Below are 20,758 nucleotides of genomic sequence, written 5' to 3'. Positions count from 1 at the left end.
ATTATTAATTCCTCATCATTATTATTTGGTTAAGGTTTTTAATAACAACAACACTGGTGGTCCTCCAATTCTTGAGAAGAATCGTTATTAAATTTTAAATACAGACGACTCATAAAGATCGATAAAAACAGTAAAATAGTCATCTTTTTCAAACTTACCACCCCTTTTAGTTGTTATCATTAAAATAAATAATGAGAATTTTTTCATTTACTTTTAATGTATTGAAAAAATACTAACAAATTACTTACATTAAGTCAATGAAGTTATCTCATAAAAAAACAGACTTGGAAAATCCAAGTCTGCTTCATTATGCTTTTTTCTTCATTTGTTTACTTCTTAGTTGACCACATGCTGCATCAATATCCGTACCAAATTCCTGACGCACCACACAATTGATGTTATTTTTTTTCAGAACATCATAAAAAGCTAAAATATCTTCTTTTGTACTTCTTTGGTAATTATCATGTTCGCTTACAGGGTTATAAGGAATTAAATTGACATAAGTTAACTTTTTCTTATCCTTCAATAAATCTGCTAACTGTTGGGCGTGCTCTACTCGGTCATTAACGTGAGATAACATAATATACTCAAACGTCACACGTCGATTGGTTTCTTCGATATAAAAATCAACAGCATCCATTAATTTCTCCAGTGGATATGCTTTATTAATAACCATCATTGATGTGCGGACATCGTTATTTGGTGCATGTAGAGAAATAGCCAGATTAACCTGCATGCCGTTAGTTGCAAATTTTTTGATTTTTGGAACTAAGCCACTTGTCGATACTGTCATGTGTCTTGCTCCAATCGCTAAACCTTTAGGATCATTCATAATATGTAAGAAGTTCATCACATTATCATAATTATCAAATGGTTCACCAATTCCCATCACTACAATATGACTAACTCTTTCATCTTCACCTTGTTCATCAAAATAATGTTGAACTTGCATGATTTGGGCCACAATTTCACCCGCTGTTAAATTACGTTGCTTTTTAAGCAAGCCACTTGCACAGAAAGAGCAGCCAATATTACAACCTATTTGAGTCGTTACACAAACAGATAAACCATATTTTTGACGCATTAAAACTGTTTCAATCATGTGATTATCTTCTAATTCGAATAAATATTTCACTGTTCCATCATTTGACTCTTGAACAACCATTTGCTTTAGAGGATTAATCGTAAATTCTTCCTCCAATTTTTCTAATAAGCCTTTTGAGATGTTCTTCATTTCACTAAAGTTTGATACCCTTTTTTGATATAACCAATCCCAAATTTGACTTGTTCTAAATTTCTTTTCACCGTTATCTACTAACCATTGACTTAATTCATCTTGAGTTAACCCATAAATTGATGGTTTCATTATTTCTCCTACTTTCTCAAGTTTGTACACTCAATCACTATAGAACATTCATAAAATCTTTGCAATGACTAACCTAAATATTTTAACTAAATCCTAAAAAAAATGGTAAAATAGTTTTTTTAAGGAGGTTTTTGATATGAAATTTGAAAAAGTATTTAATCCAAGTGATGCGTCTGTTAAAGAATTACGAGATTTACTCGTAACGTTCAATCTTCCTAGATTTGAAACTGATAAGATTGAAGAATTTGCGATTTTTATTAAAGATGACGAAAAACAATTAATTGGTGGTATTAGTGGCGAAATTTTTGGTCAGTGGTTAAATATTGACTACTTGGTAATCGATGAAAATTATCGAAACCAACAATTAGGAATAAAATTATTAACGCAAGCAGAAGATTTAGCTCGCGAAAAAAATTGTTCTCATGTTTTTTTAACTACCTTTGGCTTTCAAGGAAAAGACTATTATCCTAAATTTGGTTACGAAGAAATTTTTGTCAGAAAAAACTACCCAATCACAGGAACTGAACATTTCTTTACGAAGAATTTATGCAATGATAAACATAAATAATAAAACCGTTTATAAAAAAAGAGACCTTGGTATTCCAATTCGCGATAGCCAAATTTGGGATGCCAAAGTCTCTTTTTCTAGTAATGACTTGTTTTTTTATTGATTAATTAATTTTAAAGCTTCTTTTTTAGCAAATGACGTCAAGTTCTGTTTATTAGTAAAATCAATCACCCATTGACTGTTGACTTTACCGTATTGTCTTAGTGACCAACCAATGGCTTTTTGAATAAAAAATTCCTGAGTATTTATGTCATTTAAAATAGCTAATTCTAAAAGTGTGGTACTCGTATTTTCTTTTTCATTCAGCTGAAGAATAATCGAAATACGTCTCATCCACATATTCTCATGCTGATAAAAATGGTGAAAAACACGGTCTTTATCAGCAGGACATCTTAAAAGATGCAAGCCAAAAACTTTTCGCCAAGCATCTGTACTATCCCACCATGACTTATCTTGAACAAATACACTGTACTTTTTTAACTCTTCCCAATCAAGTCGTTTCACATTAGCTTCAATCATATCAATTGCGATGTACTGATATTCTCGTTCGCTTTTGTTATACATCTCTTTTGTTAATTTAAATAACTCACTTAAAGGCATCTGCTTACTCGCTTTAATAAAGTCTTTGCTTTGTCTTTTTCTATCTGGTGATTTGATGCCAAGAAAAGTAAAATGATTTTTCATATAACTTTCCATAGGCCCTTTATTTTCTAAAGAGCCGCTCAAATGAAGCTCATTTAGTCTCATCCTTTTTCATCTCCTTCATCTCTTACTGGAATAAATCGACCTGCAAATTGGTATTTATCCCTATTTTTTATATAGAGTAAACCAAAAATAGAAAAAACAACTGCCCCAATAAAGTTGACAATTAAATCTTTCATCGTATCAATAATTCCTAACTCAAGATAGCCACCTTCAATTGTTGTTGTTAAAGGTTTTCCGTTTGAATCAATGGAATGAATTTCCGTTTTCTGAATATTATCAATAATCACAGGAATATTTTTTCCTTCAGGTTCTAATTCAACACTTGAAATTTTTTGAACAACTCGGTCCTTTTGCATATCTAGATTCAACCACTGATCACCAGCAAATTCAAAAAACTCCCACAACACACCAATTGTCATTGAAAAGCAAAAAGCCACCATTGCAACAAAAAACGGTGACAACTTAAATGAAAATTTTTCATGTTCATTTAAAATATCAATTAAAGAAAAACCAATTGCTGCAGCTAAAAAGCCATTAATAGTATGAAGCATGGTGTCCCAATGAGGAACGGTTCCGTAGAAATTCATAATTTCACCTAAAATTTCTGCAGCAAATATGAAGAGTAAAATGATTGCCTCAAGTGTTTTAGGCAACCTAATACCCATTTGTCTTTCAATAATACTTGGAATAAAAAATAAAATAAGGGTAAGAATGCAAATAAAAACACTGCCCCAATTATCGAGCATAATTTGTCTAATTAATGTGATTAAAACAAATAGTCTCAAGAAAAAATAAATACTTAGTTCAAACTTTCCGTTAATTTTCATAAATCAATCCCCTAAAACATTAATTTGTCAGACCTTCCAAAAATTTAAAAATGGAAAGTAGTAAAAAATAACCAACAATCATAAACGAAACACCTGTCTCTGACTGCCACGAACTAAACAACATTCCTATACCTAAAACTATACCAACAAGGAGGCTTAATTTTGACAGCCATTGCCATTTATCCTGATTATTTTTTTCTTGCTTAAACATCATTAGGCGAGTGATTGAATCAGTAATAACCCAAATTCCAAACATAAACCCAATAAAGGCACCTTCAAGTAATCTGACCTTTAAATTAATTAATAATAACAGTGCAAACATCACATCTAGCAAACTACTTGTTTTTAACCACACGACAGACTGAGATGATAGATTTTTTTGCGTTTTTCTTGTAAAAAAACTCGTGCTAGCTTTTAATAAACAGACAATAATGATAATACCCATCATACTGTTAAGGACACTTGATACATTAAATAAACCCCAACATGCTAGAAAGAAAAAAATCAGACCCATTAAAAGGCTAACGATATTTTTCTCCTTCACTTTTTCCATACACACACTACTTTCTTATTTTGTCATATTAAAAAATTAACACACATTTTTTCGATAAGCAACTCTATTGATAGACACGAAATGATAAAAAAGTATAGTTGCATTTTTCTAATTTCAAGTCTATACTTTATAGCAATAAAAGAAATTAATGATAAAGACAAGTACAACTTTAGAAATGTTTTAAGAGAGCTAATGGTAGGTGAAAATTAGCAACAACTAAAATTGGAATGGACTTTTAAATGATATTTTGAAAGTGAAACATGATTAGAAATATTCGCAACCATGCGTTATCAGGGTAGTTTAACTACAAAAGTTAATTTTGAGGTGGTACCGTGATATTTTTCACCCTCTAGTAGGCATTTTTTTGCTTACTAGAGGGTGATTTTTTTATTTTAAGGAGGAACTATAATGACAGCTATATATTTAACAGGAGACAGACCTACAGGAAAATTACATTTAGGCCATTTCGTTGGCTCACTGCAAAATCGGGTCACTATTCAAACAAAAAATGATACCAACCAATTTATTATGATTGCAGATCAACAAGCACTAACAGATAATGCTGATAATCCATTAAAAATTCAAAAAAGTGTGAAAGAAGTTTTACTTGATTATCTGGCAGTTGGAATTAATCCAGACCAATCGACTATTTTCATTCAATCAAAAATCCCTCAATTATCAGAATTAATGATGTATTATTTAAATTTAGTCACAGTTTCTAGATTGTATCGCAACCCAACTGTGAAATCAGAAATGAAAGAAAAGAATTTTGAAACAAGTTTACCTGCTGGATTTTTAACTTATCCAGTAAGTCAAGCCGCTGACATTACAGCCTTTAAAGCGACTCACGTTCCTGTTGGCGGTGACCAATTACCTATGCTTGAGCAGACAAAAGAAATTGTTAGAAGCTTTAATCGTATCTATAATACCAATGTTTTAGTTGAACCAGAAATCGTCCTTCCATCTAAAAAACAAGAACGATTAAAAGGAATTGATGGTCAAGGTAAAATGAGTAAATCTTTAAATAATGGCATCTACTTGTCAGATGATGAAGCAACGATTAAGAAAAAAATTATGAGTATGTACACTGACCCAAATCATATCCACGTAAACGATCCAGGACAAGTCGAGGGAAACATGGTTTTTGAGTATTTAGATATTTTTGCCCCTGACAAAACGGAAGTTGTCGCATTAAAAGAACACTACCGAAATGGTGGCCTTGGAGATGTTAAAATTAAAAACTATTTAAATGATATTTTACAAGATATTCTTCTCCCAATTAGAACAGAACGCCAAAAACTTGAATCAGAAGAAAGTTATCTTTTAGATATCTTGAAACAAGGTAGCTTGACTGCTGAAAAACGAGCAACAAAAACTTTAGATGAAGTAAAACACGCTATGGGAATAAATTATTTTTAAACAAAATAAATAGAGGTGGATGTAAACAGTCCACCTCTTCCTTATACCATTACACCATTGTCTCAGGTTTTACCCACTTACGAAATTCTTCAAGAGTGGCGTAGTTTAATTTTAAGACCGCTTCTTCTAAAGAGAGCTTTTCTTTATGAGCTAGTTTAGCGACTTCCGCACACTTTTCATACCCAATATGAGGACTTAAGGCTGTTACAAGCATTAAAGAATTTTCCACTCCTTGTGTCATTGACTCAACATTAGCTTCTAATCCATTTAAACAATGGATTCTAAATGAGAGCATCGCTTCAGTTAATAATTCAACACTTTCCAAAAAGTTGGCAATAATCACTGGTTTGTAAACATTTAACTCAAAATTACCTTGGCTACTTGCTACTTGTATCGTGGTATCATTTCCCATCACTTGGCAAGCAACCATTGTTAAAGCTTCTGCTTGAGTTGGATTAACTTTACCCGGCATAATGGAGCTACCTGGTTCGTTTTCAGGGATATTAATTTCACCTAAACCAGCTCTTGGTCCACTTGCTAGCCAACGAACATCATTGGCTATTTTCATTAAATCACCTGCTAAAGCTCTCATAGCACCGTGAGTAAATGATAGGCCAGAATGACTTGTCAAACCATAAAATTTATTTTCTTCTGTTTTAAAAGGAAAACCTGTGTGATTAGCAATTTCTTTTGCCATGGCAACATCAAATCCTTCTGGTGCATTTAAACCAGTTCCAACGGCTGTTCCACCAATTGTTAAGCAATGGAGCGACTCACTACTTGTTTTTAAGAATTCTTTTGCTTTAATAATCATCATTTTCCAACCGCTGATTTCTTGACCAAATGTTAACGGTGTCGCATCTTGTAAATGTGTCCGACCAATTTTAATAATATCTTTGTTTGTTTTTTCTAACTCATTTAGAATATCAAGCCACTGATCTAATTCGACAAATAAAGGAGCAAGCTCCACTACAGCACCAATATGCATCGCTGTTGGGAAAGTATCATTAGAACTCTGAGACATATTCACATCATCATTTGGGTGAATATTAACTCCCTTTTCTTGGCATAAATGAGCAATGACTTCGTTAGAATTCATATTACTTTGCGTTCCGCTACCTGTTTGGTAAATTTTTAACGGAAATTCATCATCCCATTTACCTGAAAGAATTTCATCACAAACAGTAACTATGACCTCTTTTTTTTCAGATGGTAATTTACCTAACGCATGATTAATCACTGCGGCTGCTCGTTTGATTTCAACTAATCCATAGACAACCGACAGAGGCATTGTTGATTTGCCGATTTGAAAATTTTGTCTACTTCTTTCCGTTTGCGCGCCCCACTTATGATTAATTGGAACCTTAACTTCACCAAGAGAATCTTTTTCAATTCGATAAGTCATTTAATTTCCTCCAGTAATTCTTGCTACTCCAGTTTTTTTGGCTGCTTCTTTTACTGCTTCTGATACAGCTGTTACAACTCGTTTATCAAAAGCATCTGGAATAACATATTCATGATTTAATTCTTCTTCAGAAATCAAGCCAGCAATCGCATATGCAGCTGCTTTTTTCATCTCTTCATTAATTTGACTCGCCCTAACTTCTAATGCTCCTTTAAAAATACCTGGGAATGCTAGAACGTTATTGATTTGGTTTGGAAAATCAGAACGGCCTGTTCCCATTACTTTAACACCTGCTTTTATAGCATCTTCATACATGATTTCAGGAACGGGGTTAGCCATAGCAAACACAATCGGGTCACTTGCCATCGTTTCAACCATCTCAGGACTTAAAGCCCCTGCAACAGAAACTCCGACAAACACATCTGCATCAACAATCGCATCTTTTAAACCACCAGTTACATGATTTGGATTAGTTGTCTCAGCTAAATCTTTTTTATGTTCATCTGTTAAGTGATGACGACCTGGAGATAAAATCCCATGCTCATCACAAGCAATAATGTTTTTAACACCAAGCTCTTGAAGCAACTTGATAATTGCAGTACCAGCTGCACCAGGTCCGTTTAGAACCACTTTGATGTTAGAGAACTCTTTTTTAACTATTTTCAAGCTATTAATTATCCCAGAAGCAACAACAATTGCTGTTCCGTGTTGATCGTCATGAAACACTGGAATTTCAAGCGTTTCTTTCAACCTTTTTTCAATTTCAAAACATCTTGGTGCTGAGATATCTTCTAAATTAATACCACCAAAACTTCCTTGTAATGATGTAATGATTTCAATTAGTTTTTCAGTGTCTGTCTCATCCACAACTAACGGATAAGAATCAATTCCTGCAAATTCTTTAAATAAAATTGATTTACCTTCCATTACAGGCATTGCAGCTTTTGGTCCAATATTTCCTAAACCAAGAACTGCCGTTCCATCTGAAATAACAGCTACTAAATTACCACGAGACGTATATTTATAACTATCTTCCGGGTTTTCAGCAATTTTTTTACAAGGTTCTGCCACGCCTGGTGTATAGGCTAGGGCTAGTTCTTCTCTTGTTTGGACTCTTAATTTACTTTTTATTTCTAATTTCCCATGATTTTCTTCATGAATTTTTAAAGCCTGTTTACTAACATCCAATTTTCTGACCTCTTTCAATCTATCTTATTGTTGCTTTAACTTTTTCTTGTGACTGTACACTGATACCTTCAGATTCTGCAATATCACGAATTGTTCGACCTGTTTCAAGACTTACCTTAGCAATTTCAGCAGCTCTGGTATAACCAATTGTTTCTGATAAAACAGTAGCTAAATAGGTACTCTTTTCAAGATTATCATGGCATTTTTTCTCATTTGCTTCAATACCAGCCACACAATGGTCGATAAACGTTGCAATTCCGTTAGTTAAAACTTGGAATGATTCCAACAATTTATAGAACACAACTGGTTCAAAGGCATTCAATTCTAATTGACCAGCTTCAGCTGCAGAGCCAATGATTGTATTATTTCCCATAACAACAAATGAACACTGAGTCATCACTTCTGGAATAACTGGGTTAATTTTACCTGGCATAATCGATGAACCATTTTGTCTAGCTGGTATTCTAATTTCACCAATCCCAGAGTTAGGACCTGATGATAATAACCGAATATCATTTGAGATTTTTGATAGAGAGATAGCAACAGATTTTAACACATCTGACAAAATAACATATTGCTCGATATTTTGAGTGCCATCTACTAAATCTTCTGCAATGTCTAAATTTTCATCAGTTATCTCATTTAAAAATGGTAACACTGTTTTAGATAATTCAGGATGGGCAGTGATTCCTGTACCAATAGCTGTTCCACCTAAATTAATCATTTGCATTTCTTCACGGACATGTTTCAACCGACGTAAATTTCTTTTGGTTACTGAGTAATACGCATGAAATTCTTGTCCTAATGTGATAGGTACAGCGTCACTTAACTGTGTTCTTCCAAGTTTTAATATATCTTTAAATTCCATTGCTTTTTCTTCAAACACATCACTTAATCGTTCTAATTCAGCTTCTAGAAGTGGCATTTTTTTCAACATAGTTAATTTACCAGCTGTCGGGTAAACATCATTGGTTGATTGGCCTTTATTAACATCATCGTTTGGATGAACAACTGAAAAATCACCTTTTTGACCGCCTAAAATTTCAATAGCACGGTTGGTAATTACTTCGTTAACATTCATGTTACTACTTGTTCCAGCTCCACCCTGAATAGGATCTACAATAAATTGATCATGGAATTTACCTGCAATAATTTCATCTGCTGCTTGGACAATCGCTTTTGTTTTGTCGTCAGGTAATAAACCTAATTGGTGATTAGCAAGAGCCATTGCTTTTTTTATTTGTGCCAAACTAACGATAAATTCTGGATCTAATTGTTGATTAGTAATCGGAAAATTCATTTTAGCTCGTAAAGAATGAACCCCATAATAGCTTTCAACTGGTATTTCTAACTCTCCAACGCTGTCTTTTTCCGTACGATACATCATGTTAATAATTCCCTTCTATAGTTGTTTTAGTCGTTTTATTCTGTCATAAACTGACGAAACTCATGATGTGATAAACGTGCATTTAAGCCAACTAACATGCGCAATCTGGCTTTAGGACCTGTTAATCCTTGGACAAACATAACGCCCATTTTACGAAGTGGAATTCCTCCTCCTTCGTAATCATAAATATCTTGAGCAATTCCGTTTGAGCATCTTGAAACAAGGGAAACTGGGATTCCCGCATCAATTAATTCCTTCAAACTTAAAAGAACTTGAGGGGGTAAATTTCCAGCACCTAGTGCTTCAATCACAACACCATCTACTTGTGCTTCTTTTAAAACATCGAATAACATGGCATCCATTCCAGCGTAAGCTTTAAGTAAAATCACTTTGCCTTCAACACTACTAATCGGTAATGCATTGTGATCAACCACATCTTTTAAGTAGATAACTTGTCGTTTTGATAAAATCCCAATCGGACCAAATGTTGGTGTCCTAAAGGTATCCACACTTGTTGTATGGGTTTTAGTCACAAATCTTCCAGCATGAATTTCATCATTCATCACTACAAGAACGCCTTGGTTCGTTGATTTTTCATCTGCTGCTGTAATAATTGCTTGAACATAATTGTATAACCCATCAGCACCAATCTCATTACTTGAGCGCATGGCACCTGTTAAAACAACTGAAATTTCTTTTTTAAAAGAGATATCTAAAAAGTAAGCAGTCTCTTCTAAAGTATCTGTTCCATGCGTGATAACAACACCGTCATAGCTTTGTTTTTGGGCTAATTCAATTCTGTTTTTTATAACAAGCATCTCATTAGGTGTGATGTGGGGAGATGGTAAGTTAAAAATCTCTTCCACTGTCACGTCGATATCTTTTGGCACCACACTTCTTGTTTGACTTAATGGATGATGAGCAGATAATCCTACTGCACCATCTTCTTCTTGAGTCATTGAAATTGTTCCGCCTGTATGTAACACCAATACTTTTTTCATTGCGCACCTCATCTTAACGTTTCCACACATTAATCATAAATTTTTTTCAAATTTTTGTCGTGTAGTATTTTATTATTTGTATGGTTCATATTTACTTATTTAGTAAGTATTCTTTCAAAAAGTCAAAATCAAAGGGTATATTTTTGACCTTTTCATTCACTTTCAGCAATTCGGTTTAAAATTAATAAATAGCAAGCATTAATTTCTAGAAAAATATGTTCTTCAAGTTGACCATCAGCAATCTCTAATTGCTTCATTTGAAAATCAGGGACTACAGATTGAAGTAAATACTCCTGAACATCTGTATCCATTTCAATTGTTCCGCCTGCTTTTAACCATTGATTGTAAATTCCCCCGTGATTGCTATCAAGTAAAAACTGTTTAATAAAGTACGTGCCCTTTTTTAGTTGCGAAAAATTAAATACAGCCTCTCTTTGAGACGTTTTCCAAAGATTATTATATGCTGTATCTGCTGGATTTAAGTAGTAATAATTGTAAAAGAGTAGGTAATAAGAATTAAAACGTTTCGTTAAAATATAATTATCCGTTTCTTTGATAATTTCATCTCCCACTCTTTCAAATAAAGTTAGGACAAAAAATAAAGGTCTTCTGAGTGGTCCATGAAGGAAAATAGATAAACTAGATTCTTGCCGATTCTCTTTCACACACCCCTCACTTTCCAAATTAAGCCAAAAACCAACACCTTGAACTCTTGATGACATTTGGATAAGCGATTTCATGACAATTCCTGAGCGGAAGAACGTACCACTTAACACGTGAGTATGACTTGCAATAATATTCCATTCAGTAACCAGTATTTTTGGAACATCTACATTCTCTTGTTGTTTCAACCAATTGATTAAACTATCCAAGCCTTCGATAAATTCCAAATGCTCAGACTCATGACGCTTAGTTTTGACAATATCATCATGGTAATTAAATGAAATAAAATTAGGATAATTTCGATTAAATTGATGGCTCTCATATAATTTCTTAAACCCACTTAAATCATGATGAGCAACGGTTAAACCAATCTGTCCTGTTGTAAAATTGTTATATAAAAAATCATACGCATAATCATAGTAGGAAATGTAACTAGCAACATCACAGTCTTTTGGCAATTTTATTTCTAAAAACCAACCTGATTTAAAACTTGCCTCAAAATGAACATAACCTTGAATAACCTTCCTCAAATAACGCAGCTCTTTTTGCCATTCCTTGAACGTCATTTTTTCTTTAATCTCAAGAACAATAATTGGCTTTAACCGCATTTCGTTCATAAAACTAAACAAACGATGATTATTAACATGTTTATCTTTGATAATGTAATGACTCTGATCTACTTCATCACATAAACCAAAAAAACGAATATACTCAAAAGATATTTTTTCTTGAAGAAGCCTAATTTGATACCGAACATCTTCTGAAATTCCGTGGTCTGCTTGCCCAATATTTATTATTTTTTCAGGTTTTATTAGTAACTGTGTTTGACTTTCTTTAACATTTAAATGGTACTGCGTTGGTAACTCATCTGGATTATTTTTTATGTCTTCATTCAGCATAAACTGAGCAATGATTTGGATCATTTCGTCTTCTGGAATCACTTTATAATCATCTTTCTTAGTTGATAATGAGGAATGAGATTTTTTGTCATTAAAAGCTTTTTTCCGGTATTCATTTGGGGTCATTTGATATTTTTCTTTAAATAATTTCGAAAAACGTTTTCCTGTTGAGAAACCACTATTTAAAGCAATCGTCAAAATTGGTAAGTAGGAGCTTCGTAATTCTTCAACAGCGTGTTTCATTCGAATAGAATCCACATATTCAGAAAAATTAATTCCCGTTTCTTCTTTAAATAACCTTGAAAGATAGGCCTCTGATAAAAATTCCTTTTTAGCCACTTCCTGTAAAGATATCCGGCGGTTATAAAATTCTTCCACATACTCGATGACAGCCGTAACTTTTGGATGCTCACTTACAAGAAATAAATCTTTCGTTTCTGTTTGCTGCTCTATTAAAACAATTTTATTTAATTGTTCTAAGAAAGAGAACAAATAATTCATACTAGTAAATGGCTGCCCTTTAGTACCATAGCTTGAGGCATCTAAAACCAAGCGAAAAATTTTTTCAGTTAACACTTGCTTATCTTCTTCATTAATATAAACTAAGCGATCATCACTAAAGAATGGACGCCAGTCTTCACCTATCAATTTTTCGACTTCTGAAAAATAGAACTCTAAATGAAGAAGTGCATTTTGCTTGGCATTTTGTTTAAAGGTAATATTTTCATGACGATTATTAATTATAAATTCTTGTTCAGACAACTCAAAAACTTCTCCAGTTTTCTGACAAAAAAATTTTCCTTTAATAACATAGAAGATACTAAAAGAATGACGTTCATTTTTTTTAGAAAACGATGAATTTACTTCTAACAAATTAACTGATAAAGCCTGATATGTTCCCATTTATAACCCTCTTCTTTTTTGGTAACTCTAGTATAACGTTAAAAGAAAATTACTCCAATATTATTTATTGGTTTTTAATTTAGATACAAACAAATTTTTATTTTTCTCATTTTAAAAAACAAAAAAACTTGAAATGGATAACACATTCAGGTATAGTTGCTTCAAAATATTTACATAAAGGAGAACCCAAATGCCCATTGTATTTGATTTAGATGGCACAACAATTTTTGAAGGAAAGAAAATGACCGAAGAAATGACAAATGCTATTAGCGATTTAAATAAAGTTGAAGATGTCATTTTTGCCTCTGCAAGACCTATTCGCGATATGCTTCCTGTCTTACCTACACCTTTTCACTCTTTTGATTTAATCGGTGGAAATGGTGCCTTTACTAGAAAAGATGATAAGCTTAGAACTACTTGTTTTTCAGATAAAGAAGTGGCCACTATTATGGATGTTATCACAAAGTATCAATTAGATTACTTAGTTGATAGCGATTGGAACTACTCTTATAAAGGAGATACGAGCCATCCACTTTATCAAGGTCTTGATCCACTTAACCTGGCAAAATCTGTGACGTTAAATGAACTTACATCAGTTGTTAAATCAGTACTTTTCACGACTGACAAGCATATTATCAAAACACTTGAATCAGTCGGTATTAATGTTCATTTTCACGCTAATGAAGAATTAATTGATATTTCACCTAGAAATGTTTCAAAATGGACCGGTTATCAACATCTTGGTATTAATCAACCCTTTATTATGTTTGGTAATGACGCCAATGATTTACCTATGTTTCATGCAGCTACGAAAAGTTTTATTGTTGGTGATTTAATAAAAGACGTACCAAATGCAACGTGGATTTCTAAAGAAGAAGTGATTCCTACGATTCAAACACTAATGACATCATATACAAAAGTAGCTGAGACTTTTTAAGGTCTCAGCTGCTTTTAATTATCTTTTACAAATAGATGATTTTTCAGATTGTAAGAAAGTTCTTCTAACTCTCATCATTTGATTAATTCTTTCTTCTGCTAAGTGATTTGCTGCTTGAACAGTTGAAATTTTTTGTTCCTTAGCAATATCGAAAATTTGTCCCATTTGATGGTAAACATTCTTAACTTTTGTAATCGTACGGTCTTCATCATATCCTGTTAACTCATCAGCTACAGCAATTACCCCACCGCTATTAACAATAAAGTCAGGTGCATATAAAATGCCTCTTTCTTCTAACATTTTGGCATGTTTTTCACCGTCAGCTAATTGATTATTAGAAGAGCCACATACGGCTTTTACCTTTAATTGAGGAATTGTTTCATCGTTTAAAATGGCACCTAAAGCACATGGTGAGAAGATATCAGCCTCAACACCATATATTTCATCAATACCAACTGCTGTTGCTCCTAAATTATCAACAACGCGCTGTACCGCTTCTTTATTAATATCAGTAACGATTAACTCGCCACCGTCTTCTCTAATCAAACGACATAGTTCGTAAGCTACATTACCAACTCCTTGAACCGAAATAACTTTGCCTTCTAAAGAATCTGTTCCAAACACTTCCTTAGCTGTTCGTTTCATTGAATAATATACACCTAAAGCTGTTTTAGGACTTGGATTACCAGAAGAACCTGCTCTTGCTGTACTTCCAGTTACAAAGTCAGTTTCTAAATACATGTTATTCATGTCTTGTTCAGTTGTTCCAACATCTTCAGCAATTATATAACGACCGTTTAAACTTTCAACATATCTACCCATTGCTCTAAACAAGGCTTCACTCTTATCAGTTTTTGGATCTCCTATAATAACGGATTTACCGCCACCTATGTTAAGTCCTGCTGCTGCATTTTTGTAAGTCATTCCTTTTGATAATCTTAAAACATCTCGCAAAGCTTCTTCTTCAGAATCATACGGCCACATTCTACAACCACCTAAAGCTGGTCCTAAGGTTGTGTCGTGAATAGCAATAATACCTTTTAATCCTGATGCTTTGTCCTGACAAAATACAACTTGTTCATAATCATAAAGTGACATTTCTTCAAATAAATACATGGAAATTCCTCCTTCTAATTAAGTAGATTGTTAAAAAAGAAAGCGTTTGCTTTTTATGGTTTCATCTTAACATGAAGGGTGTCATCACACAATTTCTCTTTGTGAAAATAAGGAATCTCTCATATTCATTTAATCTAATAAATAAAAAAATGAGGAAGCTTCGACTTTTAGGTCTTTAGCTTTCTCATTCTTAAATTAGTATTTAGTTGTTTAATATTAAAAAAGTCGCTGTTACTTGACTTAGAATCTTTTTCACAAACTAAACAAGCTACTTTAGCTACTCTTTTTTACCACTTTATTATAAATAGTTACCAAAAGTAATAACAAAACGACAAACATTCCTGTAAAAAATACAAATGGAAAGTATAAATCCGAAGCACCACCAAGCATTTCAATGGCTCTCATCAATACCGGTGCCATTAATACCCCAAAATTACATCCTAAAAAAATGAAAGATGTTAACAGTCTTGTATCCATTCCTCTTGCTATGTCTTCGATATGATTAAATAAATAAGGTAAAATCCAAGCAACTGGAATACTTGAGATAAGTAAACCGGTAACTAATAATGTAAATGAATTACTTGAGAGTGCAATAAAAAAATTAGCAAAAGTATTAATTAGTACGGCTAAATAAAGAATACGATGTTTCAAAACAGAAGTTAACCATTGAAACATAAATCCTGCAACAATACCCAGTATCGGCATCATTGCTAAGAAATTACTTGTATTATACGATGCTCCTTTTAATTCAACTGCAAGAGCAGGGAATCTTACTGCAATTGCAATACTATTCATAACCATAATTGAGGCAAATAAGACAGAAATAATCGGTAAAAAGGTTATACGTGCCCCCTTTTTCTCACTTACTTTCTCCTTTTTAACATCAGGAACAAAAAAGTAAAATAAAATTGCAACTGGAATCGCAGATAAATAAACCAAATAGGAGTATTGCCAACCTAAAACAATCAGTAAGCCTGATATAAAAGTTAAAACCATCTGACCAATGCTCTCCATTGAGTTTCTCATGCCTAAAAGTGACATTCTTTGTTTTCCTTCAAATAACTCATTAATATAATTAACTGCTGAAGAGTTATAACAACCAAGCCCGGCACCTAAAATAAGTCTTGACGCTAGAATTACTGGGTAACTATTTGGTGTTAACACTGGCAATGTGCCTCCAAAGGCAACTAGGATTAAACCCATTAAAACTGTTTTTTTCATGCCTATTTTCTTAATGATAAATGTTGACAACAACACACAAAGAAGTACTGTTAAACTTGGAATCGTTCCTAATAATTCACTTTGTGTCTGTGTTAAGGATAAATCCTCCTTAATTAAAGGAAGCGTTCCATTAATTGCCATACCACTTGTTAAAATAAGTGATATAGATAAAACGACCCAAGGTGTAGCTTTATTTACCTTTTGATTCATATAACCCAACTTTCTAACTAATTAACTATTTTTTTCTTGCCTATCAAATGCTTTAATCACATGACTTGCTAAAACATATGTTGTCACAGTTCCAACGCCACCTGGTACTGGAGTTACACCACTTGCTTTTGATAATACATCATCAAAATTAACGTCACCTACTAAACGCCCCTTTTTATCCACGTTTATTCCTACATCAATAACCACTGCGTTTTCTTTAACATGTTCTTCATTAATTAAATGAATTACTCCTGTAGCAACAATTAAGACGTCTGCTCTTGAGCTTTCTTCTTTCAAATCTTTGGTAAATTCATTACAAACGGTCACTGTACTACCTGCTTCTAATAACAATAATGTTAACGGACGACCTATTACCATACCAAAACCAACCATGACAATTGATTTACCTTTTAATTCAATATTTTCATACTTCATAATCTCCATTACAGCTTCTGCTGTACAAGGGATAAAGCCTTTTGGTCCTTCTTGATAAATTTTTGCCATATTAACCATTCCGATGCAATCCACATCTTTCAACGGATTAATCGTTTTAATGACATGATCAAGGGTTAAATGTTTTGGTAATGGTTTTAAAAGTAGTATCCCGTGTATATCAGGATTAAGGTTCACTTTATCAAACTCATTATCAAATTCTTGTTGCGCTACTTTTTCATCATAAACATAAGACTCACACTCTATTCCTAGAGGCGTTAATTTACTAATGACAGACTTTTCATAAGAAATTTCACTTGGATGACTTCCAACTCTTAAAACAGCTAACTTTGGTTTCTTTGCACTATCTTTTGGAAATTGAGAATTAACATCTACTAAAAAAAATTCAGCCACATCTTTACCTTTAATAATATGTCCCATTTTTTCACTTCCTTATTATTTGTCAACTCAATCATAGAGAATAAACATCTGAATTTCAATCAACTTTTGTTTATTCTCATTAAAAATGAATATCATTTCTTAAGCTTTTTTTAAAATATCCTTTAATTGAAAATAAAATTTAGCAAAAACTACTCATAAACATTTCAATATGTTAAACTAAATTTTGACCGAGAGGAGTGTTTCTTAATTTATGTTAAACAAATTTAAATTCATTGATTTCAAAATATTAATTCCTTATATTATTTTAAATATTATTGGTATTATTATGATTTTTAGTGCCAGTTCATATAATTTAGACCAAAAAGGGTTGAGTTCTATCTCAATCGCTTCAAAGCAACTGTTATTTTTAGTTGTTTCTATCCTAATGATTATTTTAATTTACCGAACCAAAATAAGTCTTTATCAAAAACCAATGTTTCACAAAATGACAATTATAGGGTCTGCCCTTCTACTACTCTCAACATCTGTTTTAGGCTTGGGTAACACAATTGGTGGCGCTCAACGCTGGATAAATATTGGTCCTATCAGCATTCAACCCTCTGAATTTATTATGATAACCATTATTCTGTATTCAGCTTTTATTTTTTCAAGGCGGCAAAAACGGATCAATTCCCATTTTAAAGAGATGGTACTTGCACCATCAATTATTATCGGAATACTCATTTTACTTGTTTTTACGCAACCTAACGTTGGCGGGGCGGCAATTCTAACCTTAATTTACTTAATTATTCTTCTATCAAGTGGAATTCCTTACCTTTACATGGTAGGTGGTTTTAGTATTACTCTTGTTTTTAGTTTCATTATGACAAGACTTGTTCTTTTTAGAGATGGCTGGTTAATTCCTAATCGATACCATCATGTGTACGAACGCTTTTCTGTAGTTAAAAACCCTTTTGAAGATCAAATGAACAATGGCTTTCAATTGGTAAATTCCTACTACGCCATTTATAACGGTGGCTTTCTTGGGTTAGGACTTGGGCAAAGTATTCAAAAAAAAGGATTTTTACCCGTTGCTGAAACCGACTTTATTTTTTCTGTAACAATGGAAGAGTTAGGTCTCATTCGCTCACTCATGATTTTAGCCCTTTTATTTTTCCTAATTTTAAGAATTTTCGCTATTGGTATTCAAGCTCGTTCTTCCTTTAATTCATTGGTATGTATTGGTGTTGGTGCAGCGATTTTAATTCAAGTATTCGTCAATTTAGGTGGTATTTTAGGTGTTATTCCAATGACTGGTGTTCCATTTCCATTTATGAGTTATGGTGGCTCTAATTTACTAACCTTGTCCATTTTGATTGGTTTTGTCTTAAATATTAGTGCTGATGAAAAAAGAAATCGGGTTTACTCTTCACTTATGCAGTTAGCTTAAACCATTACAAAAGTTGCTAATTCTCAAATTTATTGAGAACTAGCAACTTTTTTTGATAACAATTATTAGAATTTCATTAATAATAAATTATTTTGATTATTTCACTTGCTATGGTACGCGTTTCATAGTTTACCTTTAGGATAAGTTAATAATAAAAAGCAAGGGAGATATGCATTATGTTTGATATTTATGGATTAGTAGAAGTTGAAAGTTGTGAGAATTTGACCTTTTATTTTGTTTCAATTGATTTAAATGACTCATGTATCAAGTTAAGTGATCGAACAAATGGCAAAAAACCATTGAATATATCTATTCCACTATCAGATATAGAAAATTTTCATACCAAAACAATTTATGATACCGACCAGATTTCTTTCACTTACCAAGATAATCATTACAAATTTGTTGAATATGGGAACCAAACAATCAGTATTTTTGGTAAAATATTAGAAGAAAGATTAACGGTATTAACTCATTAAGGAGGTCTCTATGAGTATTAGAAGAATTGCCAAGTTAGCTAATGTTTCCACCTCTACTGTTTCTAGAGTTATAAATAATCATCCTTACGTAGCTGAAGATAAACGTCAACGAGTTTTAAAAGTCATGAAGGATATTGATTATGTTCCTAATAAAAATGCTATTAATTTAAGTAGTGGTCAAAGCGGCATCATTGGTTTAGTCGTTCCGTATACAAGAAATTCCTGTTATGACCAACTAATTGAAAGTATTCTAGAAGAAGCAACGTTACATGATAAAAAAATTATGTTGTTACCAACCTATTTTGATAAAAACCTTGAAAAAGACTATTATGCTCTACTAAGAGACAAGACAGTTGATGGTATTATTGTCACTTCCAAGACACAAGATGATGTTTTTTTGCAAGAATTAAGTCAGTTTGGTCCTGTTGTTACAACCGAAAAGACAAAATTACCAGACATCCCCTCTGTCTATCCTGATCGTTTAAAAACTTATCATACCGTTTTTTCTTATTTAGCTAAACTTAAATCATTTAAAAAAATAGTTGTTTCTGTCAGTCGAAATAAACAACAAAGCTATAGTACAGAACTTAAAATGACTGTATTTAGTCACTATTTCCCTGAAGTTGATGTTGAAACAGCATTTCTTGCTGGAACGATTACCTACGACGATGGATATCAACTTGGGATAAGGCTTTTTAATTATCATAAAGAACCTTTAATTATTTATGCTAATGGTGATGAGGTTGCTGCTGGCTTTTTTAAAGCTAGTCAAAAAGCAGGTTTAATTATGGGAAAGGACTTTTACCTACTTGGAGAGGATAATCAATTATTTAGTGAACTATTAGCAATTGACACTGTTGATTTCCATCTAAAAGAAGTTGGAAAAAAAGCTGTCCGTCATTTAATAAGTCATTCAAAAAAACATGAGATTGTGAGCTGTTCTCTCATTAAACGTTAAAACCTGGGAAGATGACGTCTAATCGTTCATCCTCTCCAGGTTTTTTATTTTAGATAATCTTCTTTTAGTATAGCCATAATAATTTCATCTGAAAATTCATTTCTTATTTTTAGAACTTGCCTTCTTCTTCCCTCATAAACAAATCCTGCTTTTTCATATGCTCGAATTCCTTTAGGATTATGACTATAAACCTCTAGCTGCAAACGATTAAGGTTTAACTTATTGAAAACAAAATCAACAACTAATTTAATCGCTTCAGTTCCGTAACCCTTCCCAGTCAACTGAAGACTTAACATTGATATTCTAAATGCTGCAGATTCATTTTCAACCTCAATGTCTACAACTGAAAGTTCACCAATCATTTCGTCACTTGCCTTTAAACAAATCGCAAAATCATACCGTGAATCATCACCTTGACAATGAAGGATATGGCCTTCAATTTGCTCTAAAGAAAAATCAGATTCAGTACCTGTTAAATAGGTTAAATCTTTATCTTGATAACCTAGATACATGTTAATTCCATCACTTACTTCTAACTTTCTTAAATAAACTCTATCTTCCATATTTTTCTCCAATTTAATGATTAAATTTAATTAAAAGTATATCACATTAAATAGGTGCATTATCTTCTTTTCCTTTAAAATCAACATATTTAACTTTTGGAGTAACAAAAACTACTTTTCCTTCTTT

19 protein-coding genes and 1 other annotated feature are annotated in these 20,758 nt (G+C 32.6%); of the genes, 6 read left to right on the top strand and 13 right to left on the bottom strand.

Annotated elements, in window-relative coordinates; all coding sequences use genetic code 11:
* Positions 1 to 307 precede the first annotated feature (307 nt).
* The gene (gene rlmN, locus RR554_RS02020) at positions 308 to 1,369 is read right to left on the bottom strand and encodes a 23S rRNA (adenine(2503)-C(2))-methyltransferase RlmN (protein WP_332462386.1); all 1,062 of its coding nucleotides are present in this window, start codon (positions 1,367 to 1,369) and stop codon (positions 308 to 310) included.
* Between the two features lie 133 nt (positions 1,370 to 1,502).
* Here rlmN and RR554_RS02015 point away from each other — a divergent pair, with 133 nt between their 5' ends.
* On the top strand, positions 1,503 to 1,934 hold the full coding sequence (locus RR554_RS02015; protein WP_332467327.1) for a GNAT family N-acetyltransferase: 432 nt from the start codon (positions 1,503 to 1,505) through the stop codon (positions 1,932 to 1,934).
* Positions 1,935 to 2,030: 96 nt separating this feature from the next.
* On the opposite strand, the gene RR554_RS02010 is transcribed toward RR554_RS02015, so the two are convergent.
* Genes RR554_RS02010 through RR554_RS02000 form a run of 3 tightly spaced genes read right to left on the bottom strand, consistent with a single transcriptional unit; the run spans position 2,031 to position 4,019 of the window.
* Entirely contained in the window at positions 2,031 to 2,681 is a 651-nt protein-coding gene (locus tag RR554_RS02010) for a DNA alkylation repair protein (RefSeq protein WP_332467326.1), read from the bottom strand.
* Positions 2,678 to 3,466 (bottom strand): hypothetical protein, encoded by a 789-nt coding sequence (locus tag RR554_RS02005; protein ID WP_332467325.1) that lies wholly within the window; start codon positions 3,464 to 3,466, stop codon positions 2,678 to 2,680. The genes RR554_RS02010 and RR554_RS02005 overlap by 4 nt, the downstream gene beginning before the upstream one ends.
* A gap of 19 nt (positions 3,467 to 3,485) precedes the next feature.
* Positions 3,486 to 4,019 (bottom strand): hypothetical protein, encoded by a 534-nt coding sequence (locus RR554_RS02000; RefSeq protein WP_332467324.1) that lies wholly within the window; start codon positions 4,017 to 4,019, stop codon positions 3,486 to 3,488.
* A gap of 139 nt (positions 4,020 to 4,158) precedes the next feature.
* Positions 4,159 to 4,372 (top strand) — a binding site (T-box leader).
* 55 nt (positions 4,373 to 4,427) lie between these two features.
* Here RR554_RS02000 and trpS point away from each other — a divergent pair.
* Positions 4,428 to 5,438 (top strand): tryptophan--tRNA ligase, encoded by a 1,011-nt coding sequence (gene trpS / locus RR554_RS01995; protein WP_332467323.1) that lies wholly within the window; start codon positions 4,428 to 4,430, stop codon positions 5,436 to 5,438.
* 49 nt (positions 5,439 to 5,487) lie between these two features.
* Here trpS and fumC read toward each other — a convergent pair whose 3' ends face one another.
* From fumC to RR554_RS01970, 5 genes are all read right to left on the bottom strand, one after another.
* Entirely contained in the window at positions 5,488 to 6,843 is a 1,356-nt protein-coding gene (gene fumC / locus RR554_RS01990; RefSeq protein WP_332462263.1) for a class II fumarate hydratase, read from the bottom strand.
* On the bottom strand, positions 6,844 to 8,031 hold the full coding sequence (locus RR554_RS01985; RefSeq protein WP_332467322.1) for an NAD(P)-dependent malic enzyme: 1,188 nt from the start codon (positions 8,029 to 8,031) through the stop codon (positions 6,844 to 6,846).
* Positions 8,032 to 8,050: 19 nt separating this feature from the next.
* The gene (locus tag RR554_RS01980; RefSeq protein WP_332462261.1) at positions 8,051 to 9,418 is read right to left on the bottom strand and encodes an aspartate ammonia-lyase; all 1,368 of its coding nucleotides are present in this window, start codon (positions 9,416 to 9,418) and stop codon (positions 8,051 to 8,053) included.
* Positions 9,419 to 9,453: 35 nt separating this feature from the next.
* Positions 9,454 to 10,419 (bottom strand): asparaginase, encoded by a 966-nt coding sequence (locus tag RR554_RS01975; RefSeq protein ID WP_332467320.1) that lies wholly within the window; start codon positions 10,417 to 10,419, stop codon positions 9,454 to 9,456.
* A 152-nt stretch (positions 10,420 to 10,571) separates the two neighbouring features.
* Positions 10,572 to 12,884, bottom strand: a complete 2,313-nt coding sequence (locus RR554_RS01970) for a helix-turn-helix domain-containing protein (RefSeq protein ID WP_332462259.1) — start codon at positions 12,882 to 12,884, stop codon at positions 10,572 to 10,574.
* 190 nt (positions 12,885 to 13,074) lie between these two features.
* Between RR554_RS01970 and RR554_RS01965 the strand changes: the two genes are divergently transcribed.
* On the top strand, positions 13,075 to 13,821 hold the full coding sequence (locus RR554_RS01965) for an HAD-IIB family hydrolase (protein WP_332467319.1): 747 nt from the start codon (positions 13,075 to 13,077) through the stop codon (positions 13,819 to 13,821).
* A gap of 18 nt (positions 13,822 to 13,839) precedes the next feature.
* Here the strand turns inward: RR554_RS01965 and RR554_RS01960 are convergent, their stop codons facing one another.
* The 3 genes from RR554_RS01960 to RR554_RS01950 all read right to left on the bottom strand — a co-directional run bounded on the left by RR554_RS01960 (position 13,840) and on the right by RR554_RS01950 (position 17,241).
* A complete protein-coding gene (locus tag RR554_RS01960) occupies positions 13,840 to 14,937 on the bottom strand; it encodes a Glu/Leu/Phe/Val dehydrogenase dimerization domain-containing protein (protein ID WP_332462257.1) in 1,098 nt (365 codons plus the stop codon).
* Between the two features lie 273 nt (positions 14,938 to 15,210).
* Positions 15,211 to 16,368, bottom strand: coding sequence for an MFS transporter (locus RR554_RS01955; protein WP_332467318.1), 1,158 nt, complete (start codon positions 16,366 to 16,368; stop codon positions 15,211 to 15,213).
* 21 nt (positions 16,369 to 16,389) lie between these two features.
* Complete coding sequence (locus RR554_RS01950; protein ID WP_332462255.1) at positions 16,390 to 17,241, bottom strand: bifunctional 5,10-methylenetetrahydrofolate dehydrogenase/5,10-methenyltetrahydrofolate cyclohydrolase; 852 nt, start codon at positions 17,239 to 17,241, stop codon at positions 16,390 to 16,392.
* Positions 17,242 to 17,452: 211 nt separating this feature from the next.
* Here RR554_RS01950 and RR554_RS01945 point away from each other — a divergent pair, with 211 nt between their 5' ends.
* The 3 genes from RR554_RS01945 (at position 17,453) to RR554_RS01935 (ending at position 20,068) form a co-directional block, all read left to right on the top strand.
* Positions 17,453 to 18,631 carry an FtsW/RodA/SpoVE family cell cycle protein gene (locus tag RR554_RS01945; RefSeq protein ID WP_332462254.1) on the top strand — a complete coding sequence of 393 codons (1,179 nt, stop codon included), beginning with the start codon at positions 17,453 to 17,455 and terminating at the stop codon, positions 18,629 to 18,631.
* 176 nt (positions 18,632 to 18,807) lie between these two features.
* Entirely contained in the window at positions 18,808 to 19,110 is a 303-nt protein-coding gene (locus RR554_RS01940) for a hypothetical protein (RefSeq protein WP_332462253.1), read from the top strand.
* A 10-nt stretch (positions 19,111 to 19,120) separates the two neighbouring features.
* The gene (locus RR554_RS01935; RefSeq protein ID WP_332467317.1) at positions 19,121 to 20,068 is read left to right on the top strand and encodes a LacI family DNA-binding transcriptional regulator; all 948 of its coding nucleotides are present in this window, start codon (positions 19,121 to 19,123) and stop codon (positions 20,066 to 20,068) included.
* Positions 20,069 to 20,112: 44 nt separating this feature from the next.
* Here RR554_RS01935 and RR554_RS01930 read toward each other — a convergent pair whose 3' ends face one another.
* Complete coding sequence (locus RR554_RS01930; RefSeq protein WP_332462251.1) at positions 20,113 to 20,631, bottom strand: GNAT family N-acetyltransferase; 519 nt, start codon at positions 20,629 to 20,631, stop codon at positions 20,113 to 20,115.
* Between the last annotated feature and the right edge of the window lie 127 nt (positions 20,632 to 20,758).

Origin of the sequence: Vagococcus sp. (assembly GCF_036639995.1) — a bacterium.
In the GTDB taxonomy this organism is placed as follows: Bacteria; Bacillota; Bacilli; order Lactobacillales; family Vagococcaceae; genus Vagococcus.
Note: the sequence above shows the minus strand (reverse complement) of the source record. Positions and strands in the feature narration are given on the sequence as shown.

Bases quoted from the DNA above. Each gene is read 5' to 3' on its own strand.
- RR554_RS02015 (WP_332467327.1), top strand. From the start codon at position 1,503: ATGAAATTTGAAAAAGTATTTAATCCAAGTGATGCGTCTGTTAAAGAA.
- RR554_RS02010 (WP_332467326.1), bottom strand. From the start codon at position 2,681: ATGAGACTAAATGAGCTTCATTTGAGCGGCTCTTTAGAAAATAAAGGG.
- RR554_RS02005 (WP_332467325.1), bottom strand. From the start codon at position 3,466: ATGAAAATTAACGGAAAGTTTGAACTAAGTATTTATTTTTTCTTGAGA.
- RR554_RS02000 (WP_332467324.1), bottom strand. From the start codon at position 4,019: ATGGAAAAAGTGAAGGAGAAAAATATCGTTAGCCTTTTAATGGGTCTG.
- trpS (WP_332467323.1), top strand. From the start codon at position 4,428: ATGACAGCTATATATTTAACAGGAGACAGACCTACAGGAAAATTACAT.
- fumC (WP_332462263.1), bottom strand. From the start codon at position 6,843: ATGACTTATCGAATTGAAAAAGATTCTCTTGGTGAAGTTAAGGTTCCA.
- RR554_RS01980 (WP_332462261.1), bottom strand. From the start codon at position 9,418: ATGATGTATCGTACGGAAAAAGACAGCGTTGGAGAGTTAGAAATACCA.
- RR554_RS01975 (WP_332467320.1), bottom strand. From the start codon at position 10,419: ATGAAAAAAGTATTGGTGTTACATACAGGCGGAACAATTTCAATGACT.
- RR554_RS01970 (WP_332462259.1), bottom strand. From the start codon at position 12,884: ATGGGAACATATCAGGCTTTATCAGTTAATTTGTTAGAAGTAAATTCA.
- RR554_RS01965 (WP_332467319.1), top strand. From the start codon at position 13,075: ATGCCCATTGTATTTGATTTAGATGGCACAACAATTTTTGAAGGAAAG.
- RR554_RS01960 (WP_332462257.1), bottom strand. From the start codon at position 14,937: ATGTATTTATTTGAAGAAATGTCACTTTATGATTATGAACAAGTTGTA.
- RR554_RS01955 (WP_332467318.1), bottom strand. From the start codon at position 16,368: ATGAATCAAAAGGTAAATAAAGCTACACCTTGGGTCGTTTTATCTATA.
- RR554_RS01950 (WP_332462255.1), bottom strand. From the start codon at position 17,241: ATGGGACATATTATTAAAGGTAAAGATGTGGCTGAATTTTTTTTAGTA.
- RR554_RS01945 (WP_332462254.1), top strand. From the start codon at position 17,453: ATGTTAAACAAATTTAAATTCATTGATTTCAAAATATTAATTCCTTAT.
- RR554_RS01940 (WP_332462253.1), top strand. From the start codon at position 18,808: ATGTTTGATATTTATGGATTAGTAGAAGTTGAAAGTTGTGAGAATTTG.
- RR554_RS01935 (WP_332467317.1), top strand. From the start codon at position 19,121: ATGAGTATTAGAAGAATTGCCAAGTTAGCTAATGTTTCCACCTCTACT.
- RR554_RS01930 (WP_332462251.1), bottom strand. From the start codon at position 20,631: ATGGAAGATAGAGTTTATTTAAGAAAGTTAGAAGTAAGTGATGGAATT.